15 protein-coding genes are annotated in these 16,664 nt (G+C 44.6%); 9 read left to right on the top strand and 6 right to left on the bottom strand.

Features of this window, described 5'->3' with window-relative positions; genetic code table 11:
- The first annotated feature begins 93 nt into the window (after window positions 1-93).
- The 9 genes from NX845_RS03320 (at window position 94) to cobB (ending at window position 10,295) form a co-directional block, all read left to right on the top strand.
- Entirely contained in the window at window positions 94-1,755 is a 1,662-nt protein-coding gene (locus NX845_RS03320) for a 4Fe-4S dicluster domain-containing protein (protein ID WP_017087794.1), read from the top strand.
- Window positions 1,756-1,764: 9 nt separating this feature from the next.
- Window positions 1,765-2,433, top strand: coding sequence for a molecular chaperone (locus tag NX845_RS03325; RefSeq protein WP_004733730.1), 669 nt, complete (start codon window positions 1,765-1,767; stop codon window positions 2,431-2,433).
- A 76-nt stretch (window positions 2,434-2,509) separates the two neighbouring features.
- Window positions 2,510-2,710, top strand: coding sequence for a twin-arginine translocation signal domain-containing protein (locus NX845_RS03330; protein ID WP_260256525.1), 201 nt, complete (start codon window positions 2,510-2,512; stop codon window positions 2,708-2,710).
- Window positions 2,711-2,720: 10 nt separating this feature from the next.
- Complete coding sequence (locus NX845_RS03335; protein WP_004733725.1) at window positions 2,721-5,576, top strand: formate dehydrogenase subunit alpha; 2,856 nt, start codon at window positions 2,721-2,723, stop codon at window positions 5,574-5,576.
- An 11-nt stretch (window positions 5,577-5,587) separates the two neighbouring features.
- Window positions 5,588-6,196, top strand: a complete 609-nt coding sequence (fdh3B, locus tag NX845_RS03340) for a formate dehydrogenase FDH3 subunit beta (RefSeq protein WP_004733723.1) — start codon at window positions 5,588-5,590, stop codon at window positions 6,194-6,196.
- Window positions 6,197-6,209: 13 nt separating this feature from the next.
- A complete protein-coding gene (locus NX845_RS03345) occupies window positions 6,210-7,283 on the top strand; it encodes a formate dehydrogenase subunit gamma (protein WP_065682428.1) in 1,074 nt (357 codons plus the stop codon).
- The gene (locus NX845_RS03350; protein WP_065682429.1) at window positions 7,267-7,683 is read left to right on the top strand and encodes a hypothetical protein; all 417 of its coding nucleotides are present in this window, start codon (window positions 7,267-7,269) and stop codon (window positions 7,681-7,683) included. The genes NX845_RS03345 and NX845_RS03350 overlap by 17 nt, the downstream gene beginning before the upstream one ends.
- Before the next feature lie 453 nt (window positions 7,684-8,136).
- Window positions 8,137-9,357 (top strand): ammonium transporter, encoded by a 1,221-nt coding sequence (locus NX845_RS03355; RefSeq protein ID WP_004733716.1) that lies wholly within the window; start codon window positions 8,137-8,139, stop codon window positions 9,355-9,357.
- A 203-nt stretch (window positions 9,358-9,560) separates the two neighbouring features.
- Entirely contained in the window at window positions 9,561-10,295 is a 735-nt protein-coding gene (gene cobB / locus NX845_RS03360; RefSeq protein ID WP_065682430.1) for a Sir2 family NAD+-dependent deacetylase, read from the top strand.
- A gap of 132 nt (window positions 10,296-10,427) precedes the next feature.
- Here the strand turns inward: cobB and NX845_RS03365 are convergent, their stop codons facing one another.
- The 6 genes from NX845_RS03365 to potA form a co-directional block, all read right to left on the bottom strand.
- Window positions 10,428-11,225 carry a GGDEF domain-containing protein gene (locus NX845_RS03365; RefSeq protein ID WP_065682431.1) on the bottom strand — a complete coding sequence of 266 codons (798 nt, stop codon included), beginning with the start codon at window positions 11,223-11,225 and terminating at the stop codon, window positions 10,428-10,430.
- Between the two features lie 84 nt (window positions 11,226-11,309).
- Entirely contained in the window at window positions 11,310-12,347 is a 1,038-nt protein-coding gene (locus NX845_RS03370; protein ID WP_004733709.1) for an extracellular solute-binding protein, read from the bottom strand.
- Between the two features lie 227 nt (window positions 12,348-12,574).
- Window positions 12,575-13,609 carry an extracellular solute-binding protein gene (locus tag NX845_RS03375; protein WP_017080468.1) on the bottom strand — a complete coding sequence of 345 codons (1,035 nt, stop codon included), beginning with the start codon at window positions 13,607-13,609 and terminating at the stop codon, window positions 12,575-12,577.
- Between the two features lie 148 nt (window positions 13,610-13,757).
- Window positions 13,758-14,528 carry a spermidine/putrescine ABC transporter permease PotC gene (gene potC / locus NX845_RS03380; protein WP_009846722.1) on the bottom strand — a complete coding sequence of 257 codons (771 nt, stop codon included), beginning with the start codon at window positions 14,526-14,528 and terminating at the stop codon, window positions 13,758-13,760.
- Window positions 14,528-15,385 carry a spermidine/putrescine ABC transporter permease PotB gene (gene potB, locus NX845_RS03385; RefSeq protein ID WP_004733704.1) on the bottom strand — a complete coding sequence of 286 codons (858 nt, stop codon included), beginning with the start codon at window positions 15,383-15,385 and terminating at the stop codon, window positions 14,528-14,530. The genes potC and potB overlap by 1 nt, the downstream gene beginning before the upstream one ends.
- The gene (potA, locus tag NX845_RS03390; RefSeq protein ID WP_017077234.1) at window positions 15,369-16,484 is read right to left on the bottom strand and encodes a spermidine/putrescine ABC transporter ATP-binding protein PotA; all 1,116 of its coding nucleotides are present in this window, start codon (window positions 16,482-16,484) and stop codon (window positions 15,369-15,371) included. Before potA ends, potB begins: the two co-directional genes overlap by 17 nt.
- Between the last annotated feature and the right edge of the window lie 180 nt (window positions 16,485-16,664).

Here is a 16,664-nt window from a genome sequence, read left to right on the forward strand (position 1 = left end):
GGTTAGTTGTTAACGGATTACTCAGCAAGTTCTCTATCGCTTACTACAATGAAGGTTGAACAGATTATCCATGTCCAAAGATGGAACTGAGCAATGCTTAAACAATTATTAGAACAAGCAACTTCAAATAACGCTAAAGCAAGACTGTATGCATTTGAAAATACAGTTGAGTTAACAAATCTGATTCCACCTACTGTTAGCTACGAAAGCGGCGGTAACACTCTTGTTATTGGTCCAACTGCGATCATTGAAAGTGCTGCGGCTCAATTACCTCAATTGACGAGCTTAACCTTATTGTCGACAGACGGCGAAAAGGGCAAAAACCCAGAACTGTACTTCGCGAATTCGGTTCAAGTATCCGGTTTCCTTGGCACGTTTGAAGTTGTGATTGAGAGTAAAGGCACATCAAGCAACTTGGCGAAAATCGCGATTAATCACGATTGTTTCGATGTTGTTCTAGACCTATGTCTGAATAGCTGCATGACAGAAGAAGTGCCTGTACCGGGTTATTACCCAGTAGGCCGTGGCTATCCAAAACTGGCCGAAGCACTGGAAGAGATTCCGACGCTAATGGGCACATTTGATAAGCCTAAGTTCTTCCGTTTAGACACTGACCTTTGTGCGCACAGTTCTCGTGGCGTAAAAGGGTGTGAACGTTGTGTTGACGCTTGTCCTGCTGGCGCACTATCAAGTGAAGGCTCAGACAAAACAGGTCACAAGATCGAGATTAACCCTTATCTATGTCAAGGCGTAGGAACTTGTGCAACAAGCTGTCCTACAGAAGCGATTACCTATGCGCTTCCAAACCCTGACGATACTCAAAAGTTCATTGAACGTACGCTAGCTAACTATGAACATGCGGGCGGTCTGGATCCAATCGTACTTATCTGTAGCTCTCGTCATGAGACTTACAATGTAATGGCGCTAAAAGCACTGCCAGATAACGTGATTCCAATAGTGGTTGAAGAACTGCCTTCTATTGGTATTGATACTTGGTTTGCAGCGCTAGTGAATGGGGCGACTCAGGTTCTGTTTGCTGCTTCTCGTTTTATGCCAGAGACGATCATTCGTGTTCTGAATAACGAAGTAGGGATTGCTCAAGAGCTACTAGACCAAATCGGTGTTCCAAAAGAAACCATCGATATCCTGTATTTAGAATCTCTCCGTGAAGGGCCTCCAACACTGTGCGTTGATTCTTTCGACCTTGCACTTGGCGATCTTCAAGGCAACAAACGTCAACGTCTATTCACTGCACTCGATGCTATGTCTTCATCTCGCATTCCTGTCGAGAATATCGTTGAACTTCCTTCGAATGCACCATACGGCACGGTTTCGTGTGAAAGCAAAGATTGTACGTTATGCATGAGTTGTGTTGCGGTTTGTCCTACACGAGCTCTTCATACCGACGGTGCTTCTCCATCACTTAAGTTTGTAGAACAAGACTGTATTCAATGTGGTCTGTGTGAAAAGGCATGTCCTGAGAATGTTCTCACTCTGACACCTCGTATGAATTGGGTGAAAGAAGAACGTCAACAAGCGGTTGTGATTCATGAAGAGAAAGCGGCGGAATGTTTACGTTGCCATAAGCCATTCGCTCCACAGTCTATGATTGACATGTTACAGAACAAGTTACGCGGTCACTCTCATTTTTCAGATGAAACTGCGATTAATCGTATTGCGATGTGTGAAGACTGTCGTGTAGTGGACATGTTCGACTCAATGGCTCAAGACCCATTGAATCAATTGAAATACTAGGAGTTGGCATTGGATACTAATTTGGATCAGGCACAAGAGCCTGAGCTCGCAAAAGAATTAAAGCAAGAACAGACACTAAGAACTGAAATCTATTTGGTTCTTTCTGCATTGTTCCGTAGCGCACCTTCTGAAGAGGTCATTGATTTCCTAAAGACGTTAGACATTGAAGCGTCTGAGAGTGCAATGCAAAAAGCTTGGATTGCCATTCAACAAGCGGCAACAGAATCAAATCGTGAAGCGTTAGAAGACGAATATCAAGATCTGTTCATTGGCATTGGCCGTGGAGAGATTGTTCCATTTGGTTCTTGGCATAGAACTGGCGCCATGATGGAAAAACCATTAGCAGAGATTCGTCATGATTTAGAGCTTTTAGGCATTGAACGTGATGATCAAGTGAAAGAGCCAGAAGATCATATAGCTGCATTGTGTGAAGTAATGGCAATGCTAACCGGTGAAGAAGAAGCGCTTCAACAAGCCGTTTTCAATAAACATCTTGGCCCTTGGTTCAACTCTTTTACGCGTCAGCTTGAAAGTGCAGAAAGTGCGAACTTCTACAAATCGGCAGCTCAGCTGTGTGAAGCATTCCTAACGTTAGAGCAAGTGCGTTTTAGCGTTAATACAAAAAGCAGTAAACATAAATTAAAGATTGATGTGAAAAACGTCACTGATTACGAGTAATCGAGCAGTACGCGATTATATCGATAGAGGGGCATTAAGCCTCCAAAAAGATCTACCGCAAGGTAAGGAAGCAATGATGAAAGATAATAAAGAAATAAACACGAGCCGTAGGGACTTACTCAAAGGCTTAACAACTGCAACCGTAGCGGGTGCTGTTGTCGCTGGAACAACGAAGGTGGCAACTGCTTCAGAAACGGTTGAAATGCCGAAAGAAGACATGAAGAAGACGGGCTATCGTGAAACGCAACACATTCGCGATTACTACGACACGCTTTAGGAGATAACGGATGAAACTTGTCAAACGCTCCGATAGTGTGAGCAAAGAAACCAATCAACTGGGTGTGTCTCGACGTGCCTTCATGAAAAACACCTCTCTAGCGGCTGGTGGTGCGGTAGTAGGCGCTGGTCTATTCGCTCCGGGTATGATGAAAAAGGCGCAAGCTAAGTCAGTCGACCCTGAAGCGAAAACAGAAGTGAAACGCACTATCTGTTCTCACTGTTCTGTGGGTTGTGGTATTTACGCTGAAGTTCAAAACGGTGTTTGGACGGGTCAAGAGCCTGCATTCGATCACCCATTCAACGCTGGTGGACACTGTGCGAAAGGCGCAGCTCTGCGTGAGCACGGCCACGGTGAACGTCGCCTTAAGTACCCAATGAAATTGGAAGGCGGTAAGTGGAAGAAGCTTTCTTGGGAACAAGCGATTGAAGAGATCGGTAATAAAGCGCTAGAACTTCGTAAAGAGTCTGGTCCTGATTCCGTTTACTTCCTAGGTAGTGCGAAACACAGTAACGAGCAAGCTTACGCATTCCGTAAGATGGCGTCGCTTTGGGGCACCAATAACGTTGACCACCAAGCGCGTATTTGTCACTCAACCACAGTAGCCGGTGTTGCAAACACTTGGGGTTACGGCGCGATGACAAACTCGTTCAATGACATGCACAACTGTAAGTCGATGCTGTTCATTGGTTCAAACCCTGCAGAAGCTCACCCGGTTGCGATGCAACACATCCTAATCGCGAAAGAGAAGAACAACTGTAAGATCGTTGTTGCGGATCCTCGTCGTACGCGTACTGCTGCGAAATCTGATCACTATGTTTCTCTGCGCCCGGGGTCAGATGTTGCGTTTATCTGGGGTCTGTTATGGCATGTCTTTGCTAACAAGTGGGAAGACCAAGAATTCATCCGCCAACGTGTATTCGGCATGGACGAGATCCGTGAAGAAGTTGCGAAGTGGAACCCAGCAGAAGTTGAGCGTGTAACCGGCGTTAGCGAAGAAGACGTTTACCACACAGCAAAACTGCTTTCAGAAAACCGTCCGGGTTGTATCGTTTGGTGTATGGGTGGTACTCAACATACTACGGGTAACAACAACACACGTGCTTACTGTGTACTTGAGCTTGCGCTCGGTAACATCGGTAAATCAGGTGGCGGTGCAAACATTTTCCGTGGTCACGATAACGTACAAGGCGCAACTGACCTTGGCGTACTATCAGACACGCTACCGGGTTACTACGGCTTGTCTGAAGGTTCGTGGCGCCATTGGTCTAAAGTTTGGGATATCGACTTTGACTGGGTTAAAGGACGATTTGACGACAACGCATACGGTGGTCAAAAACCAATGAACAGTGCAGGTATTCCTGTTTCTCGTTGGGTTGATGGCGTGCTTGAAGACAAAGACAAGATTCGTCAACGCGAAAACATCCGCGCCATGTTCTACTGGGGTCACGCAGTGAACTCTCAGACTCGTGGTCCAGAGATGAAGAAGGCGATGCAGAAGCTAGATATGATGGTTATCGTTGACCCATACCCAACAGTCGCGGCAGTAATGAACGATCGCACCGACGGCGTTTACTTGCTTCCAGCAACCACTCAATTTGAAACCTACGGCAGTGTAACGGCATCAAACCGTTCTCTACAGTGGCGTGACAAGGTGGTTGATCCTCTGTTCGAATCTAAGCCTGACCACGAAATCATGTACCTTCTTTCTAAGAAGCTTGGTTTCTCTGATCAACTGTTCAAAAACATCCGTGTTGAGAATAACCAACCATTGATTGAAGACATCACTCGTGAATTCAACAAAGGTATGTGGACGATCGGCTATACCGGTCAAAGCCCAGAGCGTTTGAAAGAACACCAACAAAACTGGCACACGTTCCACAAAACAACGCTTGCTGCAGAAGGCGGCCCAGCGAATGGCGAGACTTACGGTCTGCCTTGGCCATGTTGGGGCAACCCAGAAATGAAACACCCAGGGACGCATATCCTTTACGATACGTCTAAACCAGTTGCTGAGGGCGGCGGTAACTTCCGTACTCGTTTCGGTGTCGAATTTGAAGGTCAAAGCCTATTGGCTGAAGACAGCTACTCAAAAGGCAGCGAAATCAAAGATGGTTACCCAGAGTTCAGTGACAAACTGCTGAAACAACTGGGTTGGTGGGACGATCTAACAGCAGAAGAGAAAGCCTCTGCTGAAGGTAAAAACTGGAAAACTGACGTTTCTGGTGGCATCCAACGTGTTGCTATCAAGCATGGTTGTATTCCGTTTGGTAATGCGAAAGCGCGTGCGATTGTTTGGACATTCCCAGACCGCGTGCCACTGCACCGTGAGCCACTTTACACACCACGTCGTGATCTAGTCGCTGACTACCCAACGTGGGACGACAAAGAAGCGATTTTCCGTGTTCCTACGTTGTACAAATCCATTCAAGACCAAGATAAGTCTGGTGAATACCCGATTATTCTTACGTCTGGTCGTCTGGTTGAGTACGAGGGTGGTGGTGAAGAAACACGTTCTAATCCTTGGCTAGCAGAACTACAACAAGAGATGTTTGTTGAAGTGAACCCGAAAGACGCAAACGACATTGGCTTCAAAGATGGCGATGATGTTTGGGTTGAAGGTGCAGAGAAAGGCCGCATCAAGGTGAAAGCGATGGTCACTCGTCGTGTGAAACCGGGTTTAGCGTTCTTGCCGTTCCACTTCGGTGGTAAGTTTGAAGGCGAAGATTTGCGTTCTAAATACCCTGAAGGCACTGATCCTTACGTTATTGGCGAAGCAGCCAATACAGCAACCACATATGGTTACGACCCTGTCACGTTGATGCAGGAAACGAAAGTAACCCTTTGTAATATTCGTAAAGCGTAAGGAGTCTTAAAATGGCTAGAATGAAATTTCTTTGTGACACCAAACGTTGTATCGAATGTAACGGTTGTGTCACTGCATGTAAGAATGAAAATGATGATGCTCTGGAATGGGGTATTCAACGTCGCCGCGTTGTCACACTGAACGATGGCGAACCGGGTGAAAACTCTATCTCAGTCGCATGTATGCACTGTACTGATGCCCCTTGTATGGCAGTTTGCCCAGCAGACTGTTTTGAACATACAGAAGACGGCATCGTACTTCACAATAAAGATCTGTGTATCGGTTGTGGTTACTGCTTGTTTGCTTGTCCGTTTGGCGCACCTCAATTCCCTAAACAGGAAGCATTTGGTGAGCGCGGTAAGATGGACAAATGTACCTTCTGTGCTGGCGGCCCTGAAACAGAACCAGGTTCTGTGGAAGAGCGTCAGAAGTACGGTGCGAACCGTATTGCTGAAGGTAAGCTACCAATGTGTGCTTCGCTTTGTTCGACAAAAGCGCTGCTTGCAGGTGATGCAGAGAAAGTCTCTGATGTATTCCGCCAGCGTGTTGTTGAGCGTGGTGCGAAGGGTGCAGGCTGGACAGACGGCAATGACCTTTCTTACGATGCGATGAAGAGCTAGTTAGGAGAGACATATGCTTACAATGTTTAAGCGTCTCTTCCTTGTTGTGCTGCCAATGTTGGCAGCACTAACAATGCTGTCTCCTATGAGCCATGCATCAGAGACTAACGCTTCACAAACTCAATCGAGTAGTGCAGAAAGAGAAATCACACAACTTGCTGGCGCTGATTTTTGGCGACAAGTAAGAAACGGTGAAGAAGGTTACACCACATCTCAATCGGCTGAGCACGGTGTGTTGATCAGTACTCCAGGTCAAACGTGGTACATATTGAAAGAGAAGTGGATGTCACCAGCCGGTGCTGTCGCTATCTTTGGCAGTATTGCTTTCGTTACCTTAATGTACGTTGTGATTGGCCCACTAATGCTGAGTGCGCCAAGAACGGGTCGTAAGATAAAACGTTGGTCGCGACTGGATCGCGCACTGCACTGGAGTATGGCGTTTACTTTCTTAACGCTCGCGTTCAGTGGTTTGATGTTGGTTTACGGCAAGCACTTTTTGAAGCCGTACATTCCAACTGACCTTTGGGGCTTTATCGTTCTATTGGCGAAGCAATACCACAACTACATCGGCCCGATTTTCTATGTGCTGTTGATGGCTGTACTTATCAAGTGGTGGCGCAAGTCGATCTTCAAAATGGTTGATCTCCAGTGGTTCATCAAACTAGGTGGTATGGTCGGGAAACATAAAGGTTCTCATCCATCTGCAGAGTTTTCTAACGCGGGTGAGAAAGCGCTATTCTGGCTATTGATTGTTATGGGTAGTGTCGCTGCGATCAGTGGCTTGGTTTTAGACTTCCCAATCTTCGGCCAAACCCGTCGTGATATGGAGCTTTCAAACCTAGTCCATATGTTGGCTGCTTTAATCCTTATCTGTGGCTTTGTGTTCCACATCTACATCGGCTTGTTCGGTATGGAAGGTGCACTTGAGGGTATGGTAACAGGCGAAGTTGATGAAACTTGGGCTAAAGAGCATCATGACCTTTGGTACAAAGAAGTGATGGAACAAGAGAAAAACGGCGCTGAACAAAGCGCAAATGTAGCAACAGAGAAAACTGAAGGGGTGAATAAGAATGAACAAACCTCATAAAGGTATTTGGGTTGCTTACATCCTAAGCTGTTTCACACCATTTACTTGTCTGATCTCTGGCGTGATTGCGATTGTCTACGCGGGTTATCGTTTAGATAAAGGGGAAGACGGTGACGTAGTGGATACGCATTACTATGGCTTGATTCGCTCATTTTTCTTGAACTTAACGTTCTTTGTCGTGCTTATCGTCACGGTAGCGACCTCTAATGGCGTGTTGATCGGTGTGAACGATTACTGGTATCAAAACCATATAATCGATGACATCGCTTACTACATTCCCTATGTAGGCATGTTGTTTGGTGGTGTGGCGATTGTGGTGTGGCTTATTCGTATGTATCAAGGTATGCAGCGTTTAAGTCAAAACCTGCCGCAAAACCCGACAACAGGACCAAACCTGTAGTGAGTATCAGACGAACTAGATAACAAATTGTCTAGAGCGATTTACTCAAAACAACCATCGTATAGAAAGCCCAGTGATTCGAGTCACTGGGCTTTTTTTGTCCATCTAGAACAAGTGTCTAGTCAACTTAGAAGAAGATTTTTAGCTAATTCTTCAAGATATTTGGGGTAGCTCTAAAACAGAGCCAAGCCTGATATTGACCGCGCCAATATGGTGCAACTCCCTTAATTGGTGCAATTAATTTTAAACATCCCTCCATCTCAAATATCCAAAAAAGTGCAGTGGTCATTTTAACCCTTTAAAATCATAAGTTTAAAACAAAAACTTGTTGCACGAAAATTACGTGAGCGTGTTGGAACACATCTTGCGTTTACTGTTGAGTCTTTAATTAATTACGACATCAATTCGCACGGTTCTAGTGCAATTGAGACAAAGCTAAGGGAGAGAGCTTTAATGAGTCAAACGGTTACCCAAGTTCATAGCGCAGTAGAGAGCTTGACGCAGAGTTCAGACACTCTATTTCTATTATTAGGCGCCATCATGGTCTTCTTAATGCACGCAGGCTTTGCATTTTTGGAAGTCGGTACAGTAAGAAAGAAAAACCAAGTGAACGCGCTGGTTAAGATCCTCTCGGATTTCGGCGTTTCTGCCATTGCCTATTTCTTTATCGGTTACTGGGTGGCTTACGGTGCGCATTTCTTTGCAGATGCAGAAACCTTATCGCAAGGTAATGGTTACGAGCTGGTGAAGTTTTTCTTCTTGATGACGTTTGCTGCGGCGATTCCAGCGATCGTTTCTGGTGGTATCGCTGAGCGTGCACGTTTCTATCCAATACTCATCGCAACACTGTTCACCGTAGGCTTTGTTTACCCATTTTTTGAAGGGATCATCTGGAATGGTAATTTTGGTTTCCAAGATTGGCTTGAAGCGCAATTCGGTTATGGATTCCATGACTTCGCAGGCTCTGTAGTAGTTCACGGCGTTGGCGGTTGGATTGCTTTGGTCGCGGTTTACTTCTTAGGTATGCGTAAAGGTCGTATTCGTGCAGGTAAACACACTAACTTCGCACCATCTAACATCCCATTCTTAGCACTAGGTTCTTGGATCTTATGTGTGGGTTGGTTTGGCTTCAACGTGATGTCAGCTCAAGCTATCAATGGCATCAGCGGCCTAGTAGCCATGAACTCACTTATGGCGATGGTCGGCGGCATTCTAGCGGCTTTAGTCGCAGGTAAAAATGACCCAGGCTTCATCCACAATGGTCCTTTGGCTGGTCTCGTAGCGATTTGTGCAGGTTCAGACTTAATGCACCCACTTGGCGCTCTCGTTACAGGTGGTGTAGCGGGCGCATTGTTCGTTTACCTGTTTACTTACATGCAGAACAAAACACAGATTGATGATGTGCTGGGTGTATGGCCATTGCACGGCGTGTGTGGCGCTTGGGGTGGCATTGCAGCTGGCATCTTCGGCCAGCAAGCACTCTGGGGACTAGGAGGCGTGAGCTTTGGTGCGCAAGTCATGGGAACACTTGCAGGTATTATCGTTGCTCTAGCCGGTGCATTGGTTGTATACGGTGTTCTAAGTAAAGTGACTGGCCTACGTTTAAGTGAAGAAGACGAGTTCAACGGTGCGGATCTTGCCATCCACAAGATCTCATCAATAAACGAAGACTGATCACAGTTCAATAGATAAACAATAAGCGGCTTCGGTCGCTTTTTTTGTGTCTGTTCATTCTTAATCCGCTGATATCGAGCGAGTTATGTCACAAATAATCAATGAATTCAGTTGGCTAAGACTATGGTCTAATCCCTAAAACTATTGTTGGAATTTGAACAGTGCTAAGCTGTTACAAAGTGACATATTGAAAAGGACGTTATATGCATTTCCCATATCGAAATATCGTAATTCTTACTGGCGCCGGCATATCTGCGGAGTCGGGGATTCAAACATTCCGAGCACAAGACGGATTATGGGAAAACCATAAAATCGAAGATGTCGCGACACCAGAGGGTTTTACAAAAGATCCAGACTTGGTGCAAGAGTTCTACAATAAGCGTCGCCATGGCTTACAGAGCGAAAGTATTCTGCCAAACTCTGCCCATAAGGCGCTAGGTGAGCTCGAAGAGAAGCTAGACGGCAAAGTAACGATCATCACTCAAAACATCGACAACCTGCACGAGAGAGGCGGTAGCAACAATATTATTCACATGCATGGTGAACTTCTTAAGGCACGTTGCAGCGAATCAAACCAAGTTCTAGAGCACAAAGACGACATCCATACCGGCGAATTGTGCCATTGTTGCCAGATACCAGCTCAAATGCGTCCTCATATTGTTTGGTTTGGCGAAATGCCACTAAGAATGGGCGACATCTATTCCGCGTTAGAAGAAGCAGATTTGTTCATCTCGATCGGCACGTCAGGTGTGGTTTATCCAGCCGCAGGTTTTGTACATGACGCTAGAATGCATGGTGCGCATACCATCGAGATAAATCTCGAACCTAGTGCGGTTGAAAGTGAGTTTGAAGAGAAACGCTACGGTAAAGCCAGTATTGAAGTGCCGAAATTAGTGGGTGAGCTGTTGTGTTCAGAGAAAGGCTCTTTAACGGCTTAACTAATCTTTATCTACTATATATGGCAAATGTACATTGACCTAAAGAGAATTAGAGTCGTATGTATGTTTGCCTTTTTTGTCTCTATTTTTTACTTGTCTTACGGCCAAATCAGCCACTAAATTATGGAGTAATTAAGCTCGTTGATCTGTTCGCTGCGCTTTTTTCATTTCGTACATCGCTTTATCTGACTCATCAAGCGCCTGTTTAAAGTTCTCTCGACTCGTTACTTCAATACCGTAAGAGAAGCCAATGTTCTCTCCATGTAATAGGTTCGTCACTTGGGTTACAAACTCGCCACCACGGCCAAGTTGTGCAGTCGCGACAAACTCATCACCACCAACACGAAACACCATTTCATCTTCTAAGGCGGCTTGGTTGAGCGCTTGAGAGAAGCGAACGATCATTAGATCACCAACTTTATGGCCTTTACGGTCATTGACTCGCTTTAACCCGTCCAAATCGAAATATATGAGTTCGAATTCTTTCAGCGTGATTGCGTCAAACTTCTTACGATTATACAAGCCTGTCAGCTCATCTTGCTTGCTTTGATCTTTCAATTTGGTTGTAAGTTCAGTTATACCGTAAGCAATAAGTAGGAAGGCTATTTGCAACAATCCATCTTCAAGAAAGGTGTCGAGTAACTCGTTTCGGTCGGCCCATTCATCGAGGTGTTTGAGCTCTGTGATCACATCATAAAGCAAGTTAGAAATAAGTAGTAGAGCACCATAGCGAAGGGCTTTATGAGGGCGAATAGCATGACGAGCAACGTAGTAGATGTACATTATAATCACGAGCGTGTTCGTTTCAAAAAACAGATCGTAATTGGAATCTATGTGAATAAAAGAACTCAGCCCAAGCATCAAGAATGACGCAAGCAGCATCAGAGTCACAACCAATAATATAGGGTTCGCGGGCATATTAAATCGCACTTCATTTGGTTTAATGTCATCCTATATAAAGTGTAGATAAAAATAAAGCGGCTTACGCCGCTTTATTAACCTGTCAGTAACAATCTAGTTGTTTACTTTAAGTTTTTGGAAGTACTCGTCATAAATAACGCTCGCTTCGCCAACTTCATCCTGCCATACGCCGTTATCCATCACTGATTGCGGTGGGAAAACGTTCTTATCTTCAGAAAATTCTTTAGGTAGAAGAGGGTAAGCCGTTTTAACTGGCGTCGGGTAACCGATCTCTAGAGCAATTTTCGCAGCGTTCTCAGGACGAAGAAGGAAGTCGATCATCTTATGAGCCGCTTCAACATTTTTAGCACCTGATGGGATCGCTAGGCTGTCCATCCAGAAGATCGCGCCTTTTTCTGGCCAGATAATGTCAATCGTTGCACCTTCTTGGCGTGCCATGTAAGCAGAGCCATTCCAAAGCATACCAAGAGACACTTCACCCGCTAGGTAAGGGTTTGCTGGGAAATCTGAGTTAAATACCAATACGTTTGGCATCAGCTTACGAAGTTCTTCGTACGCTTCTTTGATTTCTTCAGGGTTCGTTGTGTTTGGAGAGTAACCCAGTTTAGACAGTGCGATATGGAAAACCTCACGAGAGTCATCCATCATCATCAGTTGACCTTCCCACTGTGTATCCCACAGGTCGCCCCAGTTTTTAACTGAAGACTTGTCTAGCATATCTGAGTTGATACCAATACCCGTTGCGCCCCAGATGTATGGGATCGAGTAGTTGTTGTTTGGGTCAAATGGCTTATCTAAGTAATTTGGATCCAAATCTGCAAAGTGGCTTAGCTTAGTTTTATCAAGCTCTTGAAGCATACCTTCTTTACGCATCTTAGAAACGAAGTAAGTAGAAGGAACCACTAAGTCGTAACCCGTACCTTGAGTTTTTAACTTAGCGTACATGCTTTCGTTAGACTCATAAGTTGAGTAATAGACTTTAATGCCAGTTTCTTCTGTGAAGTCTTCTAGTACTTCATTTGGAATATATTCAGACCAGTTGTAAAAATACAGTTCTTGGTCAGCTGCGAAAGAGGGTGTAGAAAGTAAAGTAGCAGCACACAATGCGCCGGTATACAGTGTTTTTTTCATTACTGTTCCGTTCATTTGTTTGATTTGGAGCTGGGTAGTGAACCCAAAGTAAATGGATTTCTAAAAATCGCGCTAGATTATAGCAGTGATATAACAAAATAGGCAGCCTAAGCTGCCTATTCATTGATATTCTTATTTTTAACGTGTTGATTACCTAACTCGGGTTATTAAGTAAACCAGTTACTTATCAGCGTCTGTTGACCAGAGCAATGAGATAACGAACTCGCTTACTGACCGGCTTTAAGCTTCATGAAGTAATCTTCGTACTTCACTGTCTTATCGCCCACCGCGGCTTGCCATTCAACACGGTCAAGATCTTCTTGCGACGGGAATAGCGCTGGGCTGTCTTTGAACTTCTCATTAGACGCTTTAACGGCCGTTAGGTAACCGGTGTCACGAGAGATTTGCTCTGCGATTTCTGGGCGAAGTAGGAAGTCGATCATCTTATGAGCAGCTTCTACGTTGATTGCGCCAGAACTGATAGCAAAGTTATCAACCCAACCAATGCCGCCTTCTTTAGGGAAAACCAGTTTAATCGGTAGCCCTTCATTTTGCGCTGCTGCGGCAGAACCGTTCCAAAGCATACCAAGACCAACTTCGCCAGACATGTATGGCGCGCCTGGGTTATCTGAGTTAAACACAAGAACGTTCGGCATCAGCTTACGCAGTTCAGCGTAGGCTTCGTCGATTTCTTTTTCGTTAGTCGTGTTACCTGAGTAACCTAACTTACGCAGTGCGATGTGGAACACTTCACGCGTGTCGTCCATCATCATCAGCTGACCTTCAAGCTCAGGGTTCCATAGATCAGCCCAGCTTTGGAAATCTTCTGGATCGTACATGTCTGTGTTAACAGCTAGGCCCGTAATAGCAACAACATGTGGAATTGAGTAGTCGTTGTTCGGATCATATGGTTTATCTAGGTAGTTGGTATCTAGATTCGCAAAATTGTTTAGCTTGGTTTTGTCGATCTTTTGAAGCATGCCTTCGTCGCGCATTTTAGACACGAAGTAGGTCGAAGGAACCACAAGGTCGTAACCTTTATTGTGCGTTTTCAATTTTGCGTACAAAGTTTCATTCGACTCGTAAGTCGAGTAAATCACTTTGATGCCAGTTTCATCCGTGAACTGTTCTAAGATCTCACTATTGATGTAAGGTCCCCAGTTCATGAATACCAATTCTTTGTTATCTTTTGCAAATGATGGTGCAGATAACATTGAAAGCGCACATGCACTACCAGCTAATAGAGTAGCCCATTTTTTCATTGACGTTAGCTCCAAACTAAACGTTGCCCGAAGGCAGTAGATAGAAAAACAGAATGGCAATTTACCATTCTGTTTATGAATAACACTTTTGTTAAACTTGAAGTATCTTAACTTCTTATCAAGTCAGCCTCAGTAAAGAGTAGGAGACTTACTTGATTTTCTCTCTCGCTAACAACTGGGAAATAATCACCAGTACTAACGACACCACTAACATCACTGTTGCTAGGGCGTTTACCTCCGGAGATATACCCACTTTAACCATTGAGTAAATCTTCAGTGGTAAGATTTCATACGTTGGGCCGGTTACGAAAGAGCTGATGATCACATCGTCCAAAGACAGAGTGAAGCTCAATAACCAACCTGCAGCAACCGCTGGCTTCGCAAGAGGTAGAATGATCTGCTTTAGAATCGTCCATTCACTTGCACCTAAGTCTTTTGCGGCTTCTAGCATCTTCACATCAAAGCCATTCAAGCGACTGTAAACCGTAACAACAACGAACGGCAGACAGAAAGTAATGTGCGCCGCAAGTAGGGTAAAGAACCCAAGTTGCACACCCATTACCAAGAATAGCGCAAGAAGCGAAATCGCCATTACGATATCTGGTGACATCATCACGATGAACAACATGCCATTGACGATGCCTTTACCTTTAAATTGGTAACGGAATAGGGCAACGGCAGTCAGGCTTCCGACAATCGTTGCGGCAGTTGCAGAGAACACCGCGACGTTGATCGAGTGCCACGCAGCCTGCATTAGGCTATCGTTGTTAATCAGCGCGTCATACCACTTGGTGGTAAAGCCACCCCATTTCATACCAAACTTATTGGCATTAAAAGAGTTGGCAATTAATACGATAATAGGTAGGTATAGAAAAGCGTATACCAGCGCCATAAAGCTGAACTTAACTGTGCGACCCATTAGTCTAGCTCCACTTTCTTATTCAATAACTTGCCTGCACGGTAGTAGGCATAAAGCATCACGGCCATAGCGGTAGTCAGTGCAATACTGGTTGCGGCGCCAAACGGCCAATCACGGGCATTAAGCACTTGGCTCTTAATGACGTTACCGATCAACAGGTTCTTAGCACCGCCCAACAAGTCTGAAATGTAGAACATTCCAAGCGCAGGGAGCAATACAAGTAAACAACCGCCGATAATGCCTGGCATCGTTAGGGGTAAAACAACCTTCAATAGCGTTTGAAGTTTGTTCGCACCTAAGTCTTTAGCCGCTTCTAAATAAGTATCGTCTAGCTTTTCAATCGCTGAGTACAACGGCAAAATCATGAAAGGCAATAGGATATACACTAACCCGATCATTACTGCCGTTTCTGAATACATGATACGAAGTGGCTTATCGATAATGTCTAACGCCAACAAACCTTTGTTCAACACACCTTGAGTACCCAGAACTACTTTTAATCCGTAAGTACGAATCAAAGAGTTGGTCCAGAATGGCACAATCACTAAGAACAACATGATTGGGCGCCATTTCGTAGGCATTTTTGCCACGATATAGGCAAATGGGTAACCAATAATTAAACAAAGTAGGGTTGCGACAATCGCCATATAGAAAGAGTGCATCAGCACTTTAAAATACAGCGGATCAGCCAAACGCAGGTAGTTATCGAGAGTGAAGGTCATCTCGATCAAGTTCGCTTCATCACGAGTTAGAAAGCTAGTGCCGATGATCATGATGTTTGGAATCATCACGAACAGCACTAACCAACCTGTGATTAAAGCAACAATCGCGTTTTGTAAATTAAACTTCTTGCTCATCTTCTAACACCACTTCCCAGCTCTCAACCCAAGTTACTGCAACTTTTTGGCCCAGTGAGTGATCAACATCAGGGTCATCTTCGTTGAAGAATTCGCTAACCATGACACGCATACCTGATTCAAGTTCTACGACTGAATCTAATGTCATGCCTTTGTAGGTTCGCTCGACAATGTGGCCGACAATACCACTTTGATCCGACTCTTTAATTTCTTCGATACGAAGATCTTCAGGGCGAAGTAGTACTTGCAGTTTTTGGCCCGGTGCTACATCTTTATCATGATAGATAATTGACTCTTCACCTTCGATTGTCGCAACAATGCGCTTTTCATCTTGACGAGATTTCGCTGTCGCTTCGAATACGTTAATTTCACCAATGAAACGAGCAACAAATAAGTTCTTAGGCTCTTCGTAGATTTCTCTTGGTGTTCCGTCTTGTTCAATCACGCCATCACGCATAACAATAATACGGTCAGACATGGACAATGCTTCTTCTTGGTCATGCGTTACAAAAATGAACGTGATACCAAGTTGGCGTTGCAGTTGTTTAAGCTCGATTTGCATCTGTTTACGTAGTTTGTAATCTAGAGCAGAGAGAGACTCATCCAACAAAAGAACTTTAGGCTTATTAACGACAGCACGAGCGATTGCGATACGTTGCTGTTGACCACCGGATAGCTGGTGTGGCTTTCGTTGTGCCATTTGTTCTAGGCGCACCATTTTTAAAGCATCCATGACACGAGGTTCAATCTCGGTGTTTGGCACTTTTTGCATGCGTAAACCAAATGCCACATTGTCGAAAACGGTCATATGTGGGAATAGGGCATAGCTTTGGAATACAGTGTTAACATGCCTTTGTTCAGCAGGAACTTGGGTTACATTCTGTTGAGCTAATAGTATTTCACCACTATCTGCCGTTTCAAACCCTGCAATCATCCTTAGTACCGTGGTTTTACCACAACCAGACGGGCCTAATATCGTGAGAAACTCACCATGATTTACGTTTAGATCAAGATTGCCGATGACTTCCTTACCATCGAAACTTTTACTAATGCCAGTTAACTGTACGACTGGCTTTCCTACTGATTTTTTAGCGTTCAACGTCTGTTTTTCTCCACCTTGGTTCTATTTGAGACCTGTTGCTATACACCTTTAAGGCGCGCATCATAATCACCAAAAACGTGAATTCAAAGCATTTTTTACCATTCATAGATAAAAAAATTCGCAGGTAAAAGTAAACATCCTTTACCATACTGTTATTTATTGGGTTCACACCCTAAC

Source organism: Vibrio sp. NC2, from assembly GCF_025195005.1.
GTDB classification, from domain to species: Bacteria; Pseudomonadota; Gammaproteobacteria; order Enterobacterales; family Vibrionaceae; genus Vibrio; species Vibrio splendidus.

What these genes read in the sequence shown, in the direction of transcription:
- cobB (WP_065682430.1), top strand. Translation starts at nt 9,561, where the DNA reads ATGCATTTCCCATATCGAAATATCGTAATTCTTACTGGCGCCGGCATA.
- NX845_RS03370 (WP_004733709.1), bottom strand. Translation starts at nt 12,347, where the DNA reads ATGAAAAAAACACTGTATACCGGCGCATTGTGTGCTGCTACTTTACTT.
- potB (WP_004733704.1), bottom strand. Translation starts at nt 15,385, where the DNA reads ATGAGCAAGAAGTTTAATTTACAAAACGCGATTGTTGCTTTAATCACA.
- NX845_RS03330 (WP_260256525.1), top strand. Translation starts at nt 2,510, where the DNA reads ATGAAAGATAATAAAGAAATAAACACGAGCCGTAGGGACTTACTCAAA.
- NX845_RS03375 (WP_017080468.1), bottom strand. Translation starts at nt 13,609, where the DNA reads ATGAAAAAATGGGCTACTCTATTAGCTGGTAGTGCATGTGCGCTTTCA.
- NX845_RS03350 (WP_065682429.1), top strand. Translation starts at nt 7,267, where the DNA reads ATGAACAAACCTCATAAAGGTATTTGGGTTGCTTACATCCTAAGCTGT.
- NX845_RS03320 (WP_017087794.1), top strand. Translation starts at nt 94, where the DNA reads ATGCTTAAACAATTATTAGAACAAGCAACTTCAAATAACGCTAAAGCA.
- NX845_RS03355 (WP_004733716.1), top strand. Translation starts at nt 8,137, where the DNA reads ATGAGTCAAACGGTTACCCAAGTTCATAGCGCAGTAGAGAGCTTGACG.
- NX845_RS03335 (WP_004733725.1), top strand. Translation starts at nt 2,721, where the DNA reads ATGAAACTTGTCAAACGCTCCGATAGTGTGAGCAAAGAAACCAATCAA.
- potC (WP_009846722.1), bottom strand. Translation starts at nt 14,528, where the DNA reads ATGGGTCGCACAGTTAAGTTCAGCTTTATGGCGCTGGTATACGCTTTT.
- fdh3B (WP_004733723.1), top strand. Translation starts at nt 5,588, where the DNA reads ATGGCTAGAATGAAATTTCTTTGTGACACCAAACGTTGTATCGAATGT.
- NX845_RS03345 (WP_065682428.1), top strand. Translation starts at nt 6,210, where the DNA reads ATGCTTACAATGTTTAAGCGTCTCTTCCTTGTTGTGCTGCCAATGTTG.